We start from the raw sequence: 20,994 nt of genomic DNA, 5'->3' as shown, positions 1-20,994 counted from the left end.
CCGGATGCCGCCCGGCCGGTGTGCGTGCCGCCCGGCACCCGTGCCGCCAGGGGTGCGGCTGCTCGACTCCGGGTGCCCTACAGGGGCGCGGGGAACTGCGCGAGACGCGGGCACGGTCCGCAGACGAAAGCGGGGTTGCTGGGGCTCCGCCCCAGACCCCGGGAGGCCCCACCCCACCCCTTCCCGAAACCCTCCGGGGGTGAGAGACGGGCTGAGGTCCAAACCCCTGGGGCTCTGCCCCAGACCCCTGTTCGCGCCTGAAGGGCGCTCGTCCTCAAACGCCGGACAGGCTGACGTGCCGCCCGGCACCGAGTAGTCAGGGGCGCGGGGAACTGCGCGGTGCCGTCCCGGCGAAGGCGGTCGCTCCGAACGCGGCGTGCCGCGTCCCGCTAGATGGCCGCCTTCTTCAGGCGGCGACGCTCCCGCTCGGAGAGGCCGCCCCAGATGCCGAACCGCTCGTCGTTGGCGAGTGCGTACTCAAGGCATTCCGAACGGACTTCGCAGGCGAGACAGACCTTCTTGGCCTCTCTCGTGGAGCCGCCCTTCTCGGGGAAGAAGGATTCGGGGTCGGTCTGGGCGCAGAGGGCCCGTTCCTGCCAGCCGAGCTCCTCTTCGGCCTCGTCGACCAGCAGTTCCTGAAACAGCTCGGTCATGTGCGCCCCTCGTCTGTCTTTGCTGCCCCGTGATGTTGCCGTTACCGAATCCGGCCGAACGACACGAGTGAAATTACAAGTGCGTGGATCCGGGCCAGTCAAGCCGAGATCTGCTATTGGGCCCCGTATTCACTCTGCGGAACCAAGGCTATGCGGAAAGTGTTCAAATCGCCAAAAAGCTGACACATGCCACTGGCTCACGCCATCGCCTCTCCGCACGGATCCACTCGACTCCCGCTCGACTGTGATCACGGTCCGATCACAGAGGAGGACGAGGCGAACATTGATCTTGTTGCGCCCGTACCCAGAAAGCGGCCCGGATCACATTCAGATCACGAGAAGGCGACGGTGTTTGATTGCACACCTGCTGCGCCACATCTCCCGCCCCGCCAGTGCACAAACCTTTCTCCGGCCGCAGTAACCGGATAAGGTGAAACATTGCCGCCAAATCGGTCATTGGGTTGACAACACACCCATCGGCCCGGTCTCCTGGACCCCATGTCAGTGACCGCAGCGCACCGAGCGACCCACGTCCGTGGGTTCCGCAGCGCTGTCCAGGCTCGCTGTTGCTGTTCCAGCTGTTGATCCCGCACTTCTTCCTTCCCGTGCGATCCAGCTTCTCCCTCGCCTGCCCCGAGGCGCCACGCGTCCGGGCGGCCGCCGTCTCCGCATCGGCTCGACCCGCGCGGAACACCTCATCTGCGACACCCCAGCACTCCTGCCGAGGAACCCCCGCACCATGAACAGCAGCCACAGCGACCTCCAGATCGCCGGCGACATCCTGGAGGTCCAGCACCTCCTCCAGCCCGCCCGCGAGCACCCGGTCACCGTCGCCGAATTCGCCGGCCTCGCCCGCTCCATCGCCGCCGACCGCTCCCAGTGGGCCCACCTCGTCCAGTACGACGCGGCCTCCCGCTGGTACCACCGGCTCCGCACCGGGCCCGGCTACGAGGTCTGGCTGCTGTCCTGGGTCCCCGGACAGGGCAGCGGCGCCCACGACCACGGCACGTCCTCGGGCGCGCTCACCGTCCTGGAGGGCGAGTTGACCGAGCGCACGGACCGGGGCGTGCGGCGGCTGGCCGCCGGCTCCCAGCGGATCTTCGCTCCGGGCTATGTCCACGAGGTCGCCAACGACTCCCTCGAACCGGCCGTCAGCCTGCACATCTACTACCCGGGCCTGACCGACATGCCCATGCACCCGAGCCAGTCCGCCCCGGCGAGCCAGGATGTCGTACCCGCCTGACAAACTCTGTGCATGCGCATTGTGGTTCTGGCAGGCGGCATCGGTGGTGCCCGCTTCCTACGAGGTCTCAAGTCCGCCGCCCCCGACGCGGACATCACCGTCATCGGCAACACCGGTGACGACATCCATCTGTTCGGCCTGAAGGTCTGCCCCGACCTCGACACCGTGATGTACACCCTGGGCGGCGGCATCAACGAGGAGCAGGGCTGGGGGCGTACCGACGAGACCTTCAAGGTCAAGGAGGAGCTCGCGGCGTACAGGGTGGGGCCCGAGTGGTTCGGGCTCGGCGACCGTGACTTCGCGACGCACATCGTCCGTACGCAGATGCTCGGCGCGGGCTACCCGCTGAGCGCCGTCACCGAGGCGCTGTGCGCCCGCTGGCAGCCCGGCGTCCGCCTCCTCCCGATGTCCGACGACCGCGTCGAGACCCATGTCGCCGTGGACGTGGACGGCGAGCGCAAGGCGATCCACTTCCAGGAGTACTGGGTGAAGCTGCGCGCCTCCGTCGACGCGCAGGCCGTCGTCCCGGTCGGCGCCGAGCAGGCCAAGCCCGCGCCGGGTGTCCTCGAAGCCATCGCCGCGGCCGACGTCATCCTCTTCCCGCCGTCCAACCCGGTCGTGTCCGTCGGCACCATCCTGGCGGTGCCGGGGATCCGTGAGGCGATCGCCGAGGCGGGCGTGCCGGTGGTCGGCCTCTCCCCCATCGTGGGCGACGCCCCGGTGCGCGGCATGGCCGACAAGGTGCTCGCGGCGGTCGGCGTGGAGTCCACGGCGGCGGCGGTCGCCGAGCACTACGGTTCGGGGCTGCTCGACGGATGGCTCGTCGACACGGTCGACGCGGGCACGACGGCCCGCGTCGAGGAGGCGGGCATCCGCTGCCGCGCGGTGCCGCTGATGATGACGGACCTCGACGCCACCGCCGCGATGGCCCGCGAGGCCCTCACGCTCGCGGAGGAGGTCCGCGCGTGAGTGCCCCTTCCTTCCGGGTGTGGGCGTTGCCCGGCCTGCCCGAGGTGCGGGCCGGCGACGACCTGGCGAAGCTGATCGCCGCGACCGAGCCGGGCCTCGTCGACGGCGACATCCTGCTCGTCACCTCGAAGATCGTCTCGAAGGCGGAGGGCCGCATCACCGAGGCCGCCGACCGCGAGGCGGCCATCGACGCCGAGACGGTACGGGTGGTGGCGCGGCGCGGCACCCTGCGCATCGTCGAGAACCGGCAGGGCCTGGTCATGGCCGCGGCCGGGGTCGACGCCTCCAACACCCCCGCCGGAACGGTCCTGTTGCTGCCCGAGGACCCGGACGCCTCGGCGGCCGCGATCCGCGCCGGGCTGCGGGACACCCTCGGCGTCGAGGTCGGCGTCGTCGTCACCGACACCTTCGGCCGGCCCTGGCGCAACGGCCTCACCGACGTCGCGATCGGCGCCAGCGGCGTACGCGTCCTGGACGACCTGCGCGGCGGTACGGACGCGCACGGCAACCCGCTGAGCGCCACCGTGATCTCGCTCGCCGACGAGCTGGCCGCCGCCGGCGACCTGGTGAAGGGCAAGGCGGGCGGCCTTCCGGTCGCGGTGGTCCGCGGCCTCGCCCACCTCGCGGGCGACGGTTCGGCCCGTGAGATGGTGCGCAGCGCCGCCGACGACATGTTCCGGCTCGGCACCTCGGAGGCGGTACGGGAAGCGGTGACCCAGCGCCGTACCGTACGGGCCTTCACGGACGAGCCGGTCGACCCCGGCGCGGTGCGGCGCGCGGTGGCGGCGGCGGTGACCGCGCCGGCCCCGCACCACACGACGCCCTGGCGATTCGTGCTGCTCGAATCGGCGGAGTCGCGCACCCGGCTGCTCGACGCGATGCGGGACGCGTGGATCGCCGACCTGCGCCGCGACGGCAAGTCCGAGGAGTCGGTCGCCAAGCGGGTCGCCCGGGGCGACGTCCTGCGCGCGGCGCCGTACCTGGTGGTGCCGTGCCTGGTGACGGACGGCTCGCACCACTACGGCGACGCCCGCCGGGACGGCGCGGAACGCGAGATGTTCGTGGTCGCCATGGGCGCCGGGGTGCAGAACCTCCTGGTGGCCCTCGCGGGCGAGCGGCTCGGCTCGGCGTGGGTGTCCTCGACGATGTTCTGCCGCGATGTCGTCCGCGACGTCCTCGGCCTGCCCGACGACTGGGACCCGATGGGTGCGGTGGCGGTGGGGCATGCGGCCGAGCCGCCCAGGGAACGCCCGGCGCGCGAGACATCGGCGTTCATCGAGGTGCGCTGACGGACGGCTGACAGATAGCTGACGGACAGCTGACAGATATCGTCAGTCCTTGCCCCGACTCCCTTACAGCACGCCGATGTTGTTCGGCTGGAAGCGCGGGGCGCGGCGGGGCGGGGTACGTCCGCTGAGCAGGATCAGGCGGGCGGCCCGGTGGCGCTGGCCCGCGTACGGCGCAAGCAGGGAGAGCATCTCGGCGTCGTCGGCGTTGCGGTTGCCGGCCAGGGCGTGGCCGATGATTCCGGGCAGGTGGAGGTCGCCCACCGTCACCAAGTCGGGCGCGCCGATGGCCCGTTGGAGGGTTTCCGCGGCCGTCCAGGGGCCGATGCCGGGGATGAGCCGGAGCCGTTCGGCGGCCTGCGTCTGCTCCATCGCGGCGGCCTCCTCCATGCGGCGGGCCACCCGCACCGCGCGCATCACGGTGTCCGAACGCTTCGAGTCGACGCCGGCGCGGTGCCACTCCCAGGACGGGATCATCGCCCACTGCCGGGCGTCCGGCATGACGTACATGCCTTCGGGGGCCGCTCCGCCCGGCGCGGGCTCTCCGAAGCCGCGCACCAGGAGCCGCCAGGCGCGGTAGGCCTCGGTCGCGGTGACCTTCTGCTCCAGGACGGACGGGATCAGGGACTCCAGGACCAGGCCGGTACGGGTCAGGCGCAGGCCGGGGCGGCTGCGGTGGGTCTCCGCGACGAGACGGTGGCGGGGCTCGAAGACGTCCGGGTCGTCCAACTCGCCCAGCATCGCCGGGAGTTGGTCGAGCATCCACTCCGCTCCCTCGCCCCACGCCTCGGCGTGCGCGGTGTCCTTGGCGGCGGTCACGCGCAGGGTGGCGGGGCCGGCGGGGGTACGGGAGGTGCGCCACACGGCGCCGTCGGGGGTGGTGCGGTAGGTGGGGTCGCCGGGGCCGCGCCTGAGGGGGCCGAGGACGAGCGGCAGGTCGAGCGGGCCCCTGCGGGCGGCCCACACCCGCGTCCTGCCTCCGGCGGGGTGGGGGGCGCGGGCGGGTCGGGTGGGGGTGCGGGGGCTGAATCGTCCTGCCACGGGGTGGGTCCTCGAAGAGTGGGCTGCCCCCCGAGCCTAACCGAGCCACCCGCTCGGTGCCGGGTGCCCTACTCAGGGGCACAGGGCTGCACCTTCTACGCGGCTCCGCCGCGGCGGGCGCGGGCCGTGGGCGCGGCGCCGGGTGCCCTACTTTTAGGGGCGCGGGGAACTGCGCGAGACGCGGGCACGGTCTGCTGACGAAAGCCGGGGTTGCTGGGGCTCCGCCCCAGACCCCGGGAGGCCCCACCCCACCCCTTCCCGAAACCCTCCGGGGGTTAGGAAACGGGCTGAGGTCCAAACCCCTGGGGCTCCGCCCCAGACCCCGTTCGCGCCTGAAGGGCGCTCGTCCTCAAACGCCGGACGGGCTGGAGATGCCGGGCACCCTGCCAAGGGGGAGGGATGCCGATGCCAAGCACCCTGCCAAAGGGCGGCCCACCCAGGGGCGCGGGGAACTGCGCGAGCAACCCCACCCGACCCGCACCCAAAATCACACCCCACCCGACCCGAGGTCGAAAGCTCCCCACCCGGCCCGAGGTCAAAGCACACCCCACCCGACCCGAGGCCAAAGACGCACTCCCACCCGACCCGGAGTCAAAGCACACCCACCCGACCCGAGGTCAAAGCACACCCCACCCGGCCCGAGGCCAAAGACGCACCCCCACCCGACCCGGGGTCGAAAACTCCTACTGGTCCGAGGAGAAGCGGACCGCCCCCGCCGGCAGGGCGGCGTCGCACCAGACCCGCACCCCCGAGCGAAGCTCGTTGTCGGGGCCGACGTGCGCGCCGTCGCCCACCACCGCGCCGTCCAGGATCGTCCGCGCGCCGATCCGCGCACCCGCCCCCACCAGCGAATCCGTGATCACCGCCCCCGCCTCCACGACCGCCCCGGCGAGCACCGTGCTGCCGGTGACGCGTGCGCCCGCGCCCACCACCGCGCCCTCCCCCACCACCGTGCCGCCCGTCAGCTTCGCGTCGGGGGCGACCGTCGCGGTCGGCAGGACGAGGCGGTCGCCGCAGCGGCCGGGGACCGCGGGGGACGGGGCGCGGCCGAGCACCAGGTCGGCCGAGCCGCGGACGAAGGCCGCCGGGGTGCCGAGGTCGAGCCAGTACGTCGAGTCGACCATGCCCTGGAGGTGGGCGCCGCGCGCCAGCAGGCCGGGGAAGGTCTCGCGTTCCACCGACACCGGCCGGCCCGCCGGGATGGTGTCGATGAGCGACCGCCGGAACACGTACGCGCCCGCGTTGATCTGGTCGGTGACGATCTCCGCGGGCGTCTGGGGCTTCTCGAGGAACGCCGTGACCCGGCCCGTCGCGTCGGTCGGCACGAGACCGAACGCCCTCGGGTCGTCGACCCGGGTCAGATGCAGGGAGACGTCCGCGCCCGAGGTGCGGTGGGTGTCCACGAGGGCCCGGATGTCCAGGCCCGTCAGGATGTCGCCGTTGAAGATCAGGACCGGCTCGTCGGGTCCCGAGCGGAGCCGCGACGCCACGTTGCGGATCGCCCCGCCCGTGCCGAGCGGCTCGTCCTCGGTGACGTACTCGATGCTGAGGCCGAGCGCGGAGCCGTCCCCGAAGTGCGGCTCGAAGACCTCGGCCAGATACGACGTGGCGAGCACGATGTGGTCCACCCCGGCCGCACGGGCCCGAGCCAGCTGGTGGGTGAGGAAGGGGACGCCCGCCGCCGGAACCATCGGCTTGGGCGTGTTCACCGTGAGCGGGCGCAGCCTGGTGCCCTTGCCGCCGACCAGGAGGATCGCTTCAGTCACCTGTCGTCTCTGCTTCCTGCTGGGGCCGGCCTTCGGATTCCGTCGCGTGTTCGGCGGATCTCCCGGCCGGCCAGTTTATGCAGACCCCCCGGACGCGTCCGCTACCCGGTCAGCGCCGGCCCTGGTAGTGGGCCGCGGTGACCCGGGCCGTGCCGAGCCTGCTGTACAGGCGGGCCCCCGGGCAATCGGTGGCGAACCCGTCGCGGTGACCGGCGATGGCGTTGAACTTCACGCTGCGTCCCTTCCTGTAGCGGTTGCCGCCGCCGGAGACGAGGGTGCTCTTGCCCCTCGGGTTCACTCCGTACAGTCCGAGCTTCCACGCGGCGAGCTGCTCCACGGCCTTGAGGGCGGCGGCCGACGGGTTGACCCTGTTGTACGTGCCGAGGACCGCGATGCCCGTGCTGTCGGTGTTGAAGCCGAGCGTGTGCGCCCCGAGCACCGCCTTGGTCACTCCGCCGGCCCGGCCCTCGAAGATGTTTCCGCACTTGTCGACCGCGAAGTTGTAGCCGATGTCCCGCCAGCCGCTGCTCTTGACGTGGAAGCGGTAGATGCTGCGCAGGACGGAGGCCGACTGGGCGCAGCTGTATCCGTTGCCGGACGCGGTGTGGTGGACGAAGGCGACCTTGACGCTCCTGGTGTAGACGAAGCCGCGCTCGCGCAGCCGCTCGTCGGCGCCCCACCCCTTGCGGGTGATGATGCGCGGCCGCGGTCCGACGTACGGCCGGGCCAGGCCGGCCTCGTCGGAGCCGGCCGCCTCGGCCGCCTCCGCCTGGGTGGCGGCCTCGTCGAGGGCGGGCAGCACGTCGGGGGTGCCCGCGGCGCGGGTGCTCCCGCCGGCGTCCTGCTCGGCGGGGTCCGCGCCGGGGTCGACGAGATCCAGGCGCAGCCCGCCGGGGAGCGGCGCGGCCTCCTGCCCTTCCTCGGCCGGTTCGGCGTCCACCCGTGCCTCCACGGCGTCGGAGTCGCCGACCCACAGGGGCGCGGTGGATCCGTGCAGGGGGCGCGCCGCTTCGGCGGTTCCCGGGTCGGCTCCGTGGTCGTGGTTGTGGGTTTCCAGGTCCTGCCAGGCGGACCAGGCGCCGCCGGCACGGGCCCGGGTGCGGACTTGGACGCTGCCGTGCAGTTCGTCGTCGGCGTTGTCCCAGACGACGCCGACCAGGGAGAACGGCCGTACCTCCCGTACCGCGAGGCCTTCTTGGGAGGCACCGCCCGCCGACCGGTTCGCGCCGGGCAGCGGCGCGAGCGGCAGCGACTGGGTGGAGCCGGCGGGTTCCGCGGCGGCGGCCGGGACCACGACGGGCGCGGTGGCCGCGAGGGGCAGTGCGAGGGCCGCGATCGCGGCGACGCCGATGGAAGACGCAAGGAAGCTACGCATGGTGACGATCGTGGACATACTGGTTCAAATCTGTCCAATGCGGAACTGACGGTCCGTCGGCCAAACCGGTGTACGCACCGGGCCCACCGGTACCGGTGCCGCCCGGGTGCGCCACGTAGCCTTGGCCGCGTGAACGCCAGCGACCGCACCCCTGCCGACCTGCTGCGATCCGCGCTCGCCGCGGACCCGGGCCGCCCCCTCATCACCTTCTACGACGACGCCACCGGCGAACGCGTCGAACTGTCCGTCGCCACCTTCGCCAATTGGGTGGCCAAGACCGCCAATCTGCTCCAGGGCGACCTGAACGCCGAGCCCGGCGACCGGCTCGCGCTGCTGCTCCCCGCGCACTGGCAGAGCGCCGTGTGGCTGATGGCCTGCCACTCGGTGGGCGTGGCCGTGGAGATCGGGGGCGACCCGGCCGCCGCCGACCTCGTGGTCAGCGGTCCCGACACCCTCGACGCGGCCCTCGCCTGCACCGGCGAGCGGGTCGCGCTCGCGCTGCGCCCGCTCGGCGGCCGCTTCCCGCAGCCCCCGGCCGGCTTCGCGGACTACGCGGTCGAGGTGCCGAGCCAGGGCGACCGGTTCGCGCCGTTCGCACCCGTCGACCCCGAGGGGCCGGCGCTCGCCGTCGGGGAGACGGATCTGAGCGCGGCCGAACTCGTCGCCCGCGCCCGCGAGGAGGCGGCGGCGCTCGGCCTCGCGCCCGGGTCCCGGCTGCTGTCGGGGCTCGCGTACGACAGCTGGGAGGGCCTCGCGAGCGGTCTCTACGCGCCGCTCGCCGCGGGCGGTTCGGTCGTCCTGTGCCGCAATCTCGGCCAACTCGCCGACGGCGGGCTCGACAAGCGCGCCGAGAGCGAGCGGGTCACGCACCGCGCGCTGTGACCGTCCGTCCCCCGGCCCGGCACTGATCTCCACCCTTGTGGCCCACACGGGGCCCGGCTCCCGGGCTACCGCGGCGCCCTCGGTACATGATCGACCGTACGCACAACCATGCGCGCGATTCGGCCGTCTACCGGGGTGCCCCGGCGGCGCAGCGTGCCGCCGACCCCGTGATGGCCCGCGAGGGCCCGTGAGGATGGACGCCGACGTGACCGACAGTGCTGGCACGCCTTCCGACCCGGAGCGCCCGGCCGGACACGACACCGGCGAGACCGGCGGCACCACGTCCGAGTCCACCGCGCCCACCGGCCCCGAGCCGGACCCCGGCCCCGATGGCGGGGAAGACAACCGCGACACCAGCGACACCAGCGACACCGGCGACACCCGCGCCGAGGACGGCCGCCCGGCACCCGACGGAGCCGCGGCCGCCGAAGAGGGCGCCGCCACCCCCAACCGCCGTCGCCACTGGCTGCGTTGGACCGCGCTCGGGGTCTCCGTCGTCGTGCTCGCGGCGGCCGGTACCGGCTGGTGGTTCTACCGCAAGCTGAACGGCAACATCCACACCGACACCTCCACCGCCCGCGAGCTCGACAAGTACGAGCGGGACCGGCCGGACCCGGTCGTGCGCGGCGCCGAGAACCTGCTGCTCATCGGCTCGGACTCGCGCGCCGGCAGCAACTCCTCGTACGGCAGGGACGACGGCGGCAGCCAGCGCTCCGACACGACGATCCTGCTGCACCTGGCCGCCGACCGGCAGAGCGCCACCGCCGTCTCGCTGCCGCGCGACCTGATGGCCGACCTCCCGGCCTGCGGCGAGCCGGACGGCACCACGTCCAAGGCACAGTTCGCCCAGTTCAACTCGGCGTTCGAGATCGGCGGCGCGGCCTGCACGATCCGTACGGTCGAGAAGATGACCGGGGTGCGGATCGACCACCACATGGTCGTCGACTTCAGCGGGTTCAAGGACATGGTCGACGCGGTGGACGGCGTCGAGGTCTGCCTCAAGGAGCCGGTCGAGGACCGGCAGGCGCACCTCAAGCTCCCCGCGGGGCGCCAACTCCTGCGCGGCGAGCAGGCGCTGGGCTTCGTACGGTCCCGGCACGGCTTCGGGGACGGCAGCGACACCCAGCGCATGGACCGCCAGCAGCAGTTCCTCGGCTCGCTGATGAAGAAGGTGCAGAGCAACGGGGTGCTGCTCAACCCGGCCCGGCTCGTCCCGGTCCTGGACGCGGCGACCCGGTCGATCACGACGGACGCCGGTCTGAACAGCCTCAAGGACCTCTACGACCTGGTGAGTTCGATGCGCGACGTTCCCACCGAGAACATCCGTTTCCTCACGGTTCCGCGCCAGCCGTACGTATACGACCGCAATCGGGACGAACTGGTCCAACCGGAGGCGGACCGGCTCTTCACCCAGCTGCGACAGGACCAGCCCATCAAGGTGGCGCCCGCCGCGGACGTGGCCAGATCCAAGGAGGGCGGCACGGACGGGACCGGCTCCGGCGGGGATGACAAGCCCGACGATCCGGACCCTTCGCCCAGCGCCTCGGCGACCCCCGTCTACCCGGGCACGAACGCGGCCTCATCCCCGTGCGCCTAGGCGCCACCGGGGCGTGAGCGACCTGTGAATTCCGCGTGACCGGCGGCGGATTGGCGTCAAATGCCCGGTTATAAAGGGCGTGGAATGTGTCACGGCCGTCGCTCCGGGACGAACTGGCCAGATAGTGTGACGCGATCCGGTGCGACCGGCCGGCGGGCCGCGCACTGCAGGAGCGAATGATTGAGCGCGCTTTGGGGGAAGCGACTCGCACCGACGGAGGACAGAAGCAACCGTGGATGCGCAGAGCCGTGGCCGGGCCGATGACGTCGACCCCGCAGACCAGTGGGTCCTCAACCCGGAGACCGGCACTTACGAACTGCGACTGAACCCCTCCGGACCGCAGTCGCCCCCCGGCCCCCGCCGTCCCTCGTCGCGCCGGGCACCGGAGTCGGAACCGGGGCAGTCCGGGCGTTCCGGGCGCCGTGAGGTGCCGGGCCAGCGCAACCGCCGGGCCGGCAAGGCCCCTTCCGGCAAGGCCCCCTCCGGGGAGTCCCCCGACGCGCAGGGCCGCCGCAAGCGCAAGCCAAGGGCGACCCGCAAGAAGAAGGTCCTGCTGTGGACGGGCGGCGTGATGGGGTTCGTCCTCGTCGTCGGCTCGGGCGGCGCCTACTGGCTCTACCAGCACTTCAACGGCAACATCAGCACCGTCGACGTGGGCGACGCGGGCAGCAAGAGCTCGGTGCCCGACGGGGCGTTCAACATCCTCGTCATCGGCACCGACAAGCGGACCGGCAAGGGCAACGAGGGGTACGGCGACGCCGGCAGCGAGGGCCACGCCGACACCAACATCCTCTTCCACGTCTCGGCGGACCGGACCAACGCGACGGCGCTCTCCATCCCGCGCGACATGATCACCGACATCCCGGCCTGCCCGACCAAGCAGAAGGACGGCTCCACCAAGACGGTGGCGGGCGAGAAGAACGTACGGTTCAACACGAGCCTCGGCCAGGAGGGCCGCGACCCGGGCTGCACCATGCGTACGGTCAAGGCGATCACCGGGCTCACCGTCGACCACTTCATGATGGCCGACTTCAACGCCGTCAAGCAGCTGTCCACGGCCGTCGGCGGTGTCAAGATCTGCCTCGCCAAGGCGGTCAACGACCCCAAGTCGCATCTGAAGCTGCCCGCCGGTCAGAGCACCGTCAAGGGCGAGCAGGCCCTCGCGTTCGTCCGCACCCGGCACAGCTTCGGCAACGAGAGCGACCTCGACCGGATCAAGCAGCAGCAGCAGTTCATCGGCTCGATGATCCGGCAGATGAAGTCGGACGACACCCTGGGCAGCCCGACCAAGCTGTACGGACTCGCGGACGCGGCGACCAAGGCGCTCACGGTCGACTCGGGGATAGGCAGTATCAAGAAGCTGACCGACCTCGCCCAGGTCCTCGGCAAGATCGACGCCAAGAACATCACCTTCACCACGCTGCCGGTCATGGACAACCCGGCCGAGGGCAAGAACCACATCACGGTGGTGCCGGACCCGTCGAAGGCCGACCCGCTGTTCGCGATGATGCGCGCCGACACCTCGCTCACCGAGGTGAAGCAGAAGGAGGCGGCGTCCAAGAGCGCGGCCGAGGCCGAGACGGCGGCCCGGCTGAACGGCCCCCGCGCCAAGGCCTCCGACGTACGGGTCACCGTGCTCAACGGCGGCGCGAAGGCGGGCGCGGCGGGATTCATGCTGACCTGGCTCCAGAACCAGCAGGGCGTACTCAAGTCGAGCAACGGCTCCAACGCACCGCAGAAGGTGCCGGCCACCGAGCTCGCCTACGCGCCCAACCAGGCCGACCAGGCCCGCAAGCTCGCGGACCTGCTGGGTCTGTCCGCGTCGGCGCTGAAGCCGGGCACGAAGGACGCCGTGGGCAAGCAGCCCATGGTGCTGACCCTCGGCCCCGACTTCAGCCAGGCGGGAACACCCATCGCCCCTCCGGCCAAGGCACCGGAGGGCATTCAGAAGGTCGAAGCCGACAAGTCGGTGTGCGCCAAATAACCGGCGTGCGCCACACAGCAGACTCACGGCCCGTCCGGGCCTCAGGGGGAGTCTGAACAACAGGGGGGTATCGGGGTGGGGAAGAACAGCGTGCGCGGGGAGGGGACGCACGGCCGTGTCGAGCACGCGGGCGAACTCGGCTGGGACGAGAGCCTGTACGGGGACGACACGTCCGGCGGGACCGCGACGGACAGACCCGGCGTGCCCGGCCGGGCAGGCGGGCCGGAAGGCTCCGGCGCGGCCGGGGGCCACGACGCTCCGCCGGCGGCCGGGGCGCGATCCGCTAGGGAACCGGCATCGAAGCCCGAGCCGGAACCGGGCTCGGCGTCCGACGGCGGGCGCTCCGGCAAGGGCGGCCGCCGCAGACGGAGCAAACGCAAGCACCGGATAGTGAAGTGGACCGCGATCGCGCTGGCGCTGCTCATACTCGGGACGGCCGGCGCCGGTTATCTGTACTACCAGCACCTCAACGGCAACATCCGCAAGGGCGACCGCAGTGCGGGCGGCAGCGACGCCAAGAAGGCCGCGCCGAACGCCCAGGGCCAGACCCCGCTGAACATCCTCCTGATCGGCTCCGACAGCCGCAACACCGACGCCAACGTCGCGCTCGGCGGCGCCAAGGACAACCGGGGCAGCGCGCCCCACGCGGACGTACAGATGCTGCTGCACGTCTCCGCCGACCGCAAGAACGCCTCGGTCGTGAGCATCCCGCGCGACACCCGGGTGAACATCCCCGAGTGCAAGGACCCCGACACGAACAAGGTCAACGCGCCCACCGACAACGTGATCAACGAGGCGCTCGGGCGCGGCGGCGCGGGCTGTGTCCTGGACACCTGGGAGAAGCTCACCGGTATCTACATCGACCACTGGATGATGGTCGACTTCGCGGGTGTGGTCGCGATATCGGACGCCGTGGGCGGCGCCGACGTCTGTGTGAAGCAGAACATCGACGACCACCCCACCAAGGCCCAGCCCGGCGGCTCGCACCTCCACCTGACGGCGGGCAACCACACCGTCAAGGGCGAGCAGGCCCTCCAGTGGCTGCGCACCCGGCACGCCTTCGGCAGCGACATCGGCCGCTCCGAGGCCCAGCACATGTACATGAACTCGGTGATCCGCAACCTCAAGGACCAGAACGCGTTCACCGACACGGGCCGCCTCATGGACATCGCGGAGACGGCGACCAAGTCGCTCCAGGTCTCCTCGGAACTCGGCACCGTCAAGAAGCTGTTCGACCTGGGCATGGAGCTCAAGGACATCCCCATGGACCGCATCAACATGCTGACCATGCCGCGGCTGCCCGACCCCAAGGACCCGGACGCGCACGTGGTGCCGGACACCATCAAGGCGGACGCCCTGTGGGCGCTGCTGCGCGACGACAAGCCGCTGGACGGCAAGGACGACGGCAAGAGCGGCGCCAAGCCCTCGGCGACCCCCGCCAAGGGACCGGCCGCGGCGGCCCCCGGTTCGCTCGCGGTGACCGTGGTCAACGGCACCGGCACCAACGGCCGGGTCGCCGTCAAGGGCCGCGCCACCGAGGTGGTCACCGCCCTCAAGGCCAAGGGCTTCGCCAAGTCCGCGACGGGCTCCAGCGACCCGGCCGCCGCCAGCGAGGTCGACTACCCCAAGGGCGCGGGCGCCCAGGGCAAGGCGGACGCCGAGTCGGTCGCCACCGCCCTCGGCCTGCCGACGAGCGCCGTCAAGGCGACCGACGTGAAGGCCCTGACCCTGGTGGTCGGCGGCGACTGGCGCACTGGCGACAGCTACCCGAAGTCCAACGCCAAGGCCTCCGACCCGCTCAAGGACACCGAGACGGTCAACGGAGCGGACAAGGGCGCCTGCATGGAGGTGTACGCGCCGTACCGCTTCTAGCCGGCGGGCGTACGGACGAGGGGGCGCCGGGTGCCGGAAGCACCGGGCGCCCCCTCGCGTTCGTCACCCACGGGCCTCACGTACGGGCGTCGCGTACGGGCGTCGCGTACGGGTCAGACGGATGTGGTCCGCACGGCCGGGCGGCGGCTCGCGATGACCTTGCGGGCCAGCGCTTTCGGGCTGGTGAGGAAGCCGAAGCCCCACGACATGTGCATGGTGGCGAGCGCCACCGGGATCTGCGCGCGGGCCTTGAGCGAGAGCCCCTTGCCGGCCGGGAGGGAGCCCGCGGCGATCGCGGCCAGGTAGCCGGCCGGGATCACGAAGCCCCACGGTGTGACGAGGGCGCCCACCACGACGCCGGCCGCGATCGCGCAGACGGCGGTCGGCGGCGCGAGATAGCGCAGGTTGATGGAGCCCTCGTGGTAGCGGGCCACCACATGGCGCCAACGCCCGTAGTCCTTGTACTGCTTGGCGAGCGCCTTGACCGAAGGGCGCGGCCGGTACTGGACCTTGAGCTCGGGCGAGAACCAGATGAGGCCGCCGGCCTCCCTGATCCGGAAGTTCAGCTCCCAGTCCTGGGCGCGGATGAACTCCTCGTTGTAGCCGCCCTGTTGCTCCAGGGCCTCGCGGCGGAAGACACCCAGATACACGGTTTCGGCCGGGCCGGCCGCGCCTCCGGTGTGGAAGGCCGCGTTGCCGACGCCGATCTTCGACGTCATCGCGGCGGCGACCGCGTCCTCCCAGGCGTTCTCGCCCTCGGCGTGCATGATGCCGCCGACGTTCTGCGCGCCGGTCTCCTCCAGGAGACGTACGGCGGTGGCGATGTAGTTCGGCGAGAGCATGCCGTGGCCGTCGACGCGTACCACGATCGGGTGGCGCGAGGCCTTGATGGCTGCGTTCAGGGCGGCGGGCGTGCGGCCGGTGGGGTTGGGCACGGTGTGCACCCGGGCCCGTTCATCGGATGCGGTCTCCCGCACCAGTTCGGCGGCGATCTCGTCGGTGCGGTCCGTGGACGGGCCGAGCGCGATCACCACCTCCATCTCGCCCGCGTACTCCTGTTCCAGGATGTGACGGACCGAGTTGCGCAGATGCCGCTCCTCATTGAGGACCGGCATGATCACGGAGACAGCAGGCATGGCGTTCATCGGTGGTCACGTTACCGCGAACGGGGGACAAGGTCGCGCGGCGGCCGGGGCGGTGCACGGGCCAGCTGATCGTATGGGCCTACGGTGCTCAAGATCCCCCTGTCACCCGCGGAGGTCCCCGTGCCCACGCCGCCCCGCCAGCGAGCCGTACGACCCGGTCAGCCCCGCAGCAGACAGCAGGACGAGCGGCCCCGCTGGGGCATGCGGCTCGCCACCACGCTGTCCGTCCTGGTGCTCGGCGCGGGCGGGGTCGGGCACGCGGTGGTGACCAGCCTGGACGGCGGCATCGGCCGGGTGGATCCGTTCCGCGACATGAAGAACCGGCCGCAGGGCAGCCGGGGCACCAACATCCTGCTGGTGGGCACCGACGGGCGGGACAAGATCACCCCGGAGGAGAAGCAGAAGTACCGGCTCGGTGGAGCGCCCTGCCACTGCACGGACACGATCATGATGGTGCACGTGTCGGCGGAGCGGGACCGGGTCAGCGTGGTGAGCCTGCCGCGCGACTCCTACGCCGAGGTCCCCGAGCACACCGACGGGGCGACCGGCGAGAAGCACGCCCGGCACCCGGTGAAGCTGAACGCGGCGTACGCCGAGGGCGGCCCCTCGCTCACCGTGCGCACCGTCGAGGGCATGACGGGCCTGAAGATCGACCACTACATGGAGGTCGACTTCACCAGCTTCATGAAGACGGTCGACGTGGTCGGCGGCGTGCAGATCTGCACGGCCCGCCCCATGAAGGACTCCTACACCGGCCTCGACCTCGCGGCCGGCACCCATCAGCTGGGCGGCGGCGAGGCGCTCCAGTACGTGCGCTCCCGGCACACCGACGGTTCCGCCGACCTCGGCCGGATGCAGCGCCAGCAGCGCTTCCTCGCCGCGCTCGTCGAGAAGGCGACGAGCAACGGGGTGCTCCTGAACCCGGTGAAGTTCCGCGAGGTCGCCTCGTCCCTGCTCTCCTCCGTACGGACCGACGAGGGCTTCGGGGTGGAGGAGATGCTGAGCTTCACCGCCGCGATGAAGGGGTTCTCGCCCTCGTCGTCGGATTTCACGACGGTGCCGCTCGGCCAGCTCGGCTTCCAGGTCAAGGGCGTCGGGTCGACCGTGAAGTGGGACGACGCGAAGGCGAAGAAGCTCTTCCAGCTGCTGCGCGACGACAAGCCGCTCGCCCCGCACGCCCCGCCGAAGCCGGCCCCGGCGAAGCCCGCGGCGCCGCCGGCCGCGAAGGACGCCAAGCCGCCGCACAAGGAGCCCGGCGCGGTGGTCGAGGTCGCCCCCGAGCAGATCAGGGTGCAGGTCTACAACGGGACCCGTACCGACGGGCTCGGGCGCCGCGTCGACGACGCACTGCACGCCACCGGGTTCCGGACCAGCCGCGCCCCGCTGGCCAGCGCCAACCTCGACATGCACCGCACCCTCATCGAGTACGACCCGCGCTGGGACCGCTCGGCGAAGTCCCTGGCGCTGGCCCTGCCGGGCAGCGAGCTGCGTGCGGTCAAGGGGCTCGGCGCCACGATGAAGGTGACGGCGGGCGCCGACTTCAAGGACGTCGTGCCGGTACGGGCCGAGGAGCAGCCGCAGGGTGACTTCGGCACGGTGACCGGAGACCGGGTGGTCTGCCCCTGACCTGCGACGTCGCAGGCCTTCGGACCGGATCGGGCGACTAGTCGTCCAGGCCCTCGGCGGCGCGCTTCTCGCGCAGGTCCATGATCGCGCGGCGCCGGGCGAGCCGGTGCGTGCGGCGGATCTGGGCCTCCTGGTAGCGGCGCTCGTCCCGCTCGGTCTCGGGGAGCACGGGCGGCACCCGACGGGGCTTGCCGTCGGCGTCGACGGCCGCGAAGACGAGGTAGGCGGAGCCCACCTGCTGGGCCGGGGTCGACTCGTTCCAGCGCTCGGCGAGGACGCGTACGCCGACCTCCATGGAGGACCGGCCCGTCCAGTTGACCTGGGCCTTCACATGCACCAGGTCGCCGACCCTGACCGGCATGAGGAACGCCATCTCGTCCATGGAGGCGGTGACGGCGGGCCCGCCCGAGTGGCGTCCGGCGACCGCGCCCGCGGCGTCGTCCACCAGTTTCATGATCACGCCGCCGTGCACCGTGCCGAGGAGGTTGGTGTCGTGGGTGGTCATGATGTGGCTCAGGGTGGTTCGGGAGGCCGAGGTCGGCTTGCCCGGAAGATCAGTCATGCGTACTACTTTAGGCGCCGGACGCTTTCGGGCTCATTGCATCAGCCTTGCAACAGCCCTGCCCCGAAATCACCCCCGCTCTGTCAGGGGCGGGGGGCCGCCGTGCATGCTGGACCGTATGAACGATTGGCCCGACGCCGGCAGCAATGCCCGCGGAACCGGTGACCGCGACGCCTACGGCCGCGGCAGCTCCGCCGCGCAGCCCGAGGGCGCGCGCCGGATGCGGCACGTCCAGCGCCCCGTCCCCCAGCAGCAGCCCGGCTACGACGACGGGTACGGACAGCCCCCGTACGGCCAGAGCGGCGTGCCCGCCCAGGGCTCGTACGACAACGGCTACAGCGAGGGCCACGTCTACGGCAGCCCCGCGGGCCGGGGTCCTGCGGGACCCGGCGGCCCCGGCCGCCCCGGCGGCGGGGGCGGGCGCAGGCCGGGGGCGCCGCCGAACTGGCGCAAGCGCATCACGGTCGGCGTGCTGTCCCTGGTGGTCGTGCTCCTGGTCACGTCGGTCGCCACGTACTTCTGGGCGGACGGCAAGGTGCGCCGCGAGGTCGACCTGTCCAAGGTCATAGACCGGCCCGACGCGGGCAAGGGCACCAATTACCTGATCGTCGGCTCCGACTCCCGCGACGGCATGTCCGCCGACGAGAAGAAGAAGCTGCACACCGGCTCGGCCGACGGCAAGCGCACGGACTCGATGATCCTGCTGCACACCGGCGACAACGGGAACACCATGGTTTCGCTGCCGCGCGACTCATGGGTGACGATCCCGAACTTCAAGGGATCCGAGAGCGGTCACATGATCCCGGCCAAGGGCAAGAACAAGCTGAACGCGGCGTTCTCCATCGACGGCCCCGAACTCCTCGTCCGCACCATCGAGGCGAACACCGGGCTGCACATCGACCACTACGCGGAAATCGGCTTCGCGGGATTCGCGAACATCGTGGACGCGGTCGGCGGAGTGGACATCGACATTCCGCAGGACATCAAGGACAAGGACTCCGGCGCGGACTTCAAGAAGGGCAAGCAGACCCTCGACGGCCAGCAGGCCCTCGCGTTCGTCCGCAACCGGCACGGATATGCCGCCGGTGACCTGGAGCGCACGAAGAACCAGCAGAAGTTCCTCTCCGCGCTCGCCAGCCAGACGGCGACGCCGACCACCCTGCTCAATCCTTTCAAGCTGTATCCGGTGATGGGCGCGGGCCTCGACACCCTGATCGTCGACAAGGACATGAGCCTGTTCGATCTGGGGTCGATGTTCTGGGCGATGAAGGGCATCACGAGCGGCGACGGCATCTCGATGAACATGCCGGTGGCGGGCGACGGCCCGCAGACCTCGCTGCTCTGGGACAAGACCAAGGTGGCGCAGTTGGTCAAGGAGCTGAAGAACGACGACGCGGTGACGGTCAAGTAGGCCGCCCCGCAGGGTATTCGGGCCCGGCCCGCCGCATTGCACGCGGCGGGCCGGGCCTTTTCCGTACGCCGGGCATCCGACGGACCCGGGCGCATGACATGGCTCACAGCAGAACCACAGGAACCCTGCACAACTGTCCACCTATGTCCCTATTGACTCCCCCGGAGTGCTAGGTACCACTTTCACCCCCGGATCAACTGCCTTTTCTCTCGCTCAATTGCGGCCATACGATCACTGCCGTCGCGCGGCGTGACCTCATCCGCGGCGCTGACGGCACAGCTTTTCGGACCCAGAAAAGGGCTCACTTGAATATCCGTCGCATTCTCGCCACCACCGTCGCCGCCGCCGTGACCTCCCCGGCCGTGCTGCTTTCCGTGTCCCCCGCGTCCGCCGCCGAGGCGAAGCCCGCGGCGCAGGCGCAGAAGCCCACGTACGCAGAGCTGGAGAAAGCCGCGGCCGACGCGGCGAAGGCGTACGACGCGGCCCTCAAGGCCCACGAGGACCAGCAGGCCGTCCTCGACCAACTCATGAAGATCGACGCCCCGGAGGCCAAGCCCTTCCGGGACGCGCTCGCCGCCGCCGAGGAGGCCAAGGCGGCGAAGGCGACCGCCGACAAGGCGGTCACCGAGGCGAAGGCGAAGCTCGACGCGCTCCCCGAGAGCGCGAGCGCCGAGGAGAAGGCGGCCGCGCAGAACGCGGTCACCGACGCCGAGGCCACCGCCGAGGAGGCCGCCACGGCCCTGACGGCGGCCGACGCCAGGAAGAAGACCGAGGGAGACGCCCTCACCGAACTGCGGATGGCCGCCCTGCGCAAGGGCAACGCCGCGAGCGAGGCCAAGGACAAGGCCGAGAAGGCGAAGAAGGACGCCGACGCGGCGCTCAGGGCGGCCGGCGAGTGCGTGCGCCTGACGGGGCTGACCTCGCAGATCAAGGGCCTGCCCGCGGAGGTCGTCGCCGGCTCCTCGGTCGACTTCTCGTTCCAGGTGTCCAACGGCACCGACCGCACTCTCGACGTGCGCCCGCTGTTCGAGGTCCACGCGGGGAAGGGCGCCAAGACGCAGTGGCTCGACGGCACGGTCTGGAAGGTCCTGGAGCCGATGGAGAACCACGTCGCGTCCGCGACCGGCGTCAAGCCCGGTTCCTCGATCGAGGTGAAGGCCCGTCTGACCGTGGACTCCGCGTCCACGGCGGACCACGGCGACGCGGTGATCGCGGGCGACGCGTCCGACGCGTACAGCCCCTGCATCCTGGGCCCGATGAAGGGCTACAAGTTCAAGGTGCTGCCCGCCGGGAGCAAGCCGGCCGGGGACGCCGCGAAGCCGCAGCCGACCGAGGACAAGGACCGGCCGACGCCGCCCGCGCAGCCCGCGTCCGGCGGCTCGACGCCCACCGCGCAGGGCGGCTCGACCCCGCTGACCACCACGGGCACCCCGCCCACCGGCGCCCTGGCCGCGACGGGCTCGTCCTCGGCGACCCCGCAGCTCGCCCTCGCGGGCGCGGCGGCCGTGGTGCTCGGCGCGGGAGCGGTCGTCGCCACCCGCCGCCGCAGCTCCGCCGACCGGGGCTGACGCCCCCACCCCGG

16 protein-coding genes are annotated in these 20,994 nt (G+C 71.6%); 10 read left to right on the top strand and 6 right to left on the bottom strand.

What is annotated here, in order from left to right; all coding sequences use genetic code 11:
* Positions 1–389: 389 nt before the first annotated feature.
* Positions 390–653, bottom strand: a complete 264-nt coding sequence (locus tag OOJ98_RS02170; RefSeq protein ID WP_267052898.1) for a WhiB family transcriptional regulator — start codon at positions 651–653, stop codon at positions 390–392.
* 739 nt (positions 654–1,392) lie between these two features.
* Here OOJ98_RS02170 and OOJ98_RS02165 point away from each other — a divergent pair.
* The 3 genes from OOJ98_RS02165 to OOJ98_RS02155 are packed head-to-tail and all read left to right on the top strand — an operon-like array spanning position 1,393 to position 4,154.
* Complete coding sequence (locus tag OOJ98_RS02165; protein WP_267052897.1) at positions 1,393–1,896, top strand: cysteine dioxygenase family protein; 504 nt, start codon at positions 1,393–1,395, stop codon at positions 1,894–1,896.
* A 12-nt stretch (positions 1,897–1,908) separates the two neighbouring features.
* Positions 1,909–2,865, top strand: coding sequence for a 2-phospho-L-lactate transferase (gene cofD / locus OOJ98_RS02160; RefSeq protein ID WP_267052896.1), 957 nt, complete (start codon positions 1,909–1,911; stop codon positions 2,863–2,865).
* On the top strand, positions 2,862–4,154 hold the full coding sequence (locus OOJ98_RS02155) for a coenzyme F420-0:L-glutamate ligase (RefSeq protein WP_267052895.1): 1,293 nt from the start codon (positions 2,862–2,864) through the stop codon (positions 4,152–4,154). Before cofD ends, OOJ98_RS02155 begins: the two co-directional genes overlap by 4 nt.
* Positions 4,155–4,217: 63 nt before the next feature.
* Here OOJ98_RS02155 and OOJ98_RS02150 read toward each other — a convergent pair whose 3' ends face one another.
* The 3 genes from OOJ98_RS02150 to OOJ98_RS02140 all read right to left on the bottom strand — a co-directional run bounded on the left by OOJ98_RS02150 (position 4,218) and on the right by OOJ98_RS02140 (position 8,333).
* Positions 4,218–5,192, bottom strand: coding sequence for a DNA-3-methyladenine glycosylase (locus tag OOJ98_RS02150; RefSeq protein ID WP_267052894.1), 975 nt, complete (start codon positions 5,190–5,192; stop codon positions 4,218–4,220).
* A 683-nt stretch (positions 5,193–5,875) separates the two neighbouring features.
* On the bottom strand, positions 5,876–6,958 hold the full coding sequence (locus tag OOJ98_RS02145; RefSeq protein WP_267052893.1) for an NDP-sugar synthase: 1,083 nt from the start codon (positions 6,956–6,958) through the stop codon (positions 5,876–5,878).
* 109 nt (positions 6,959–7,067) lie between these two features.
* On the bottom strand, positions 7,068–8,333 hold the full coding sequence (locus OOJ98_RS02140) for an N-acetylmuramoyl-L-alanine amidase (RefSeq protein ID WP_267052892.1): 1,266 nt from the start codon (positions 8,331–8,333) through the stop codon (positions 7,068–7,070).
* Between the two features lie 129 nt (positions 8,334–8,462).
* Here OOJ98_RS02140 and OOJ98_RS02135 point away from each other — a divergent pair, with 129 nt between their 5' ends.
* From OOJ98_RS02135 to OOJ98_RS02120, 4 genes are all read left to right on the top strand, one after another.
* Complete coding sequence (locus tag OOJ98_RS02135) at positions 8,463–9,215, top strand: TIGR03089 family protein (protein WP_267052891.1); 753 nt, start codon at positions 8,463–8,465, stop codon at positions 9,213–9,215.
* Positions 9,216–9,420: 205 nt separating this feature from the next.
* Complete coding sequence (locus OOJ98_RS02130) at positions 9,421–10,812, top strand: LCP family protein (RefSeq protein WP_267052890.1); 1,392 nt, start codon at positions 9,421–9,423, stop codon at positions 10,810–10,812.
* Between the two features lie 232 nt (positions 10,813–11,044).
* Positions 11,045–12,796 (top strand): LCP family protein, encoded by a 1,752-nt coding sequence (locus OOJ98_RS02125; RefSeq protein ID WP_267052889.1) that lies wholly within the window; start codon positions 11,045–11,047, stop codon positions 12,794–12,796.
* Between the two features lie 75 nt (positions 12,797–12,871).
* Complete coding sequence (locus tag OOJ98_RS02120; protein ID WP_267052888.1) at positions 12,872–14,668, top strand: LCP family protein; 1,797 nt, start codon at positions 12,872–12,874, stop codon at positions 14,666–14,668.
* Positions 14,669–14,781: 113 nt separating this feature from the next.
* Here the strand turns inward: OOJ98_RS02120 and OOJ98_RS02115 are convergent, their stop codons facing one another.
* On the bottom strand, positions 14,782–15,813 hold the full coding sequence (locus OOJ98_RS02115) for a glycosyltransferase family 2 protein (protein WP_267052887.1): 1,032 nt from the start codon (positions 15,811–15,813) through the stop codon (positions 14,782–14,784).
* Positions 15,814–16,014: 201 nt separating this feature from the next.
* Between OOJ98_RS02115 and OOJ98_RS02110 the strand changes: the two genes are divergently transcribed.
* Entirely contained in the window at positions 16,015–17,439 is a 1,425-nt protein-coding gene (locus tag OOJ98_RS02110) for an LCP family protein (protein ID WP_267055474.1), read from the top strand.
* A gap of 37 nt (positions 17,440–17,476) precedes the next feature.
* On the opposite strand, the gene OOJ98_RS02105 is transcribed toward OOJ98_RS02110, so the two are convergent.
* The gene (locus OOJ98_RS02105) at positions 17,477–18,001 is read right to left on the bottom strand and encodes an acyl-CoA thioesterase (RefSeq protein ID WP_114039347.1); all 525 of its coding nucleotides are present in this window, start codon (positions 17,999–18,001) and stop codon (positions 17,477–17,479) included.
* A 118-nt stretch (positions 18,002–18,119) separates the two neighbouring features.
* Between OOJ98_RS02105 and OOJ98_RS02100 the strand changes: the two genes are divergently transcribed.
* Positions 18,120–19,412, top strand: coding sequence for an LCP family protein (locus OOJ98_RS02100; RefSeq protein WP_267052886.1), 1,293 nt, complete (start codon positions 18,120–18,122; stop codon positions 19,410–19,412).
* 305 nt (positions 19,413–19,717) lie between these two features.
* The gene (locus OOJ98_RS02095) at positions 19,718–20,980 is read left to right on the top strand and encodes an LAETG motif-containing sortase-dependent surface protein (RefSeq protein WP_267052885.1); all 1,263 of its coding nucleotides are present in this window, start codon (positions 19,718–19,720) and stop codon (positions 20,978–20,980) included.
* Positions 20,981–20,994 lie beyond the last annotated feature (14 nt).

This window comes from Streptomyces sp. NBC_00083, assembly GCF_026343295.1.
In the GTDB taxonomy this organism is placed as follows: Bacteria; Actinomycetota; Actinomycetes; order Streptomycetales; family Streptomycetaceae; genus Streptomyces.
This window is presented reverse-complemented; position numbering and strand designations above follow the sequence as displayed.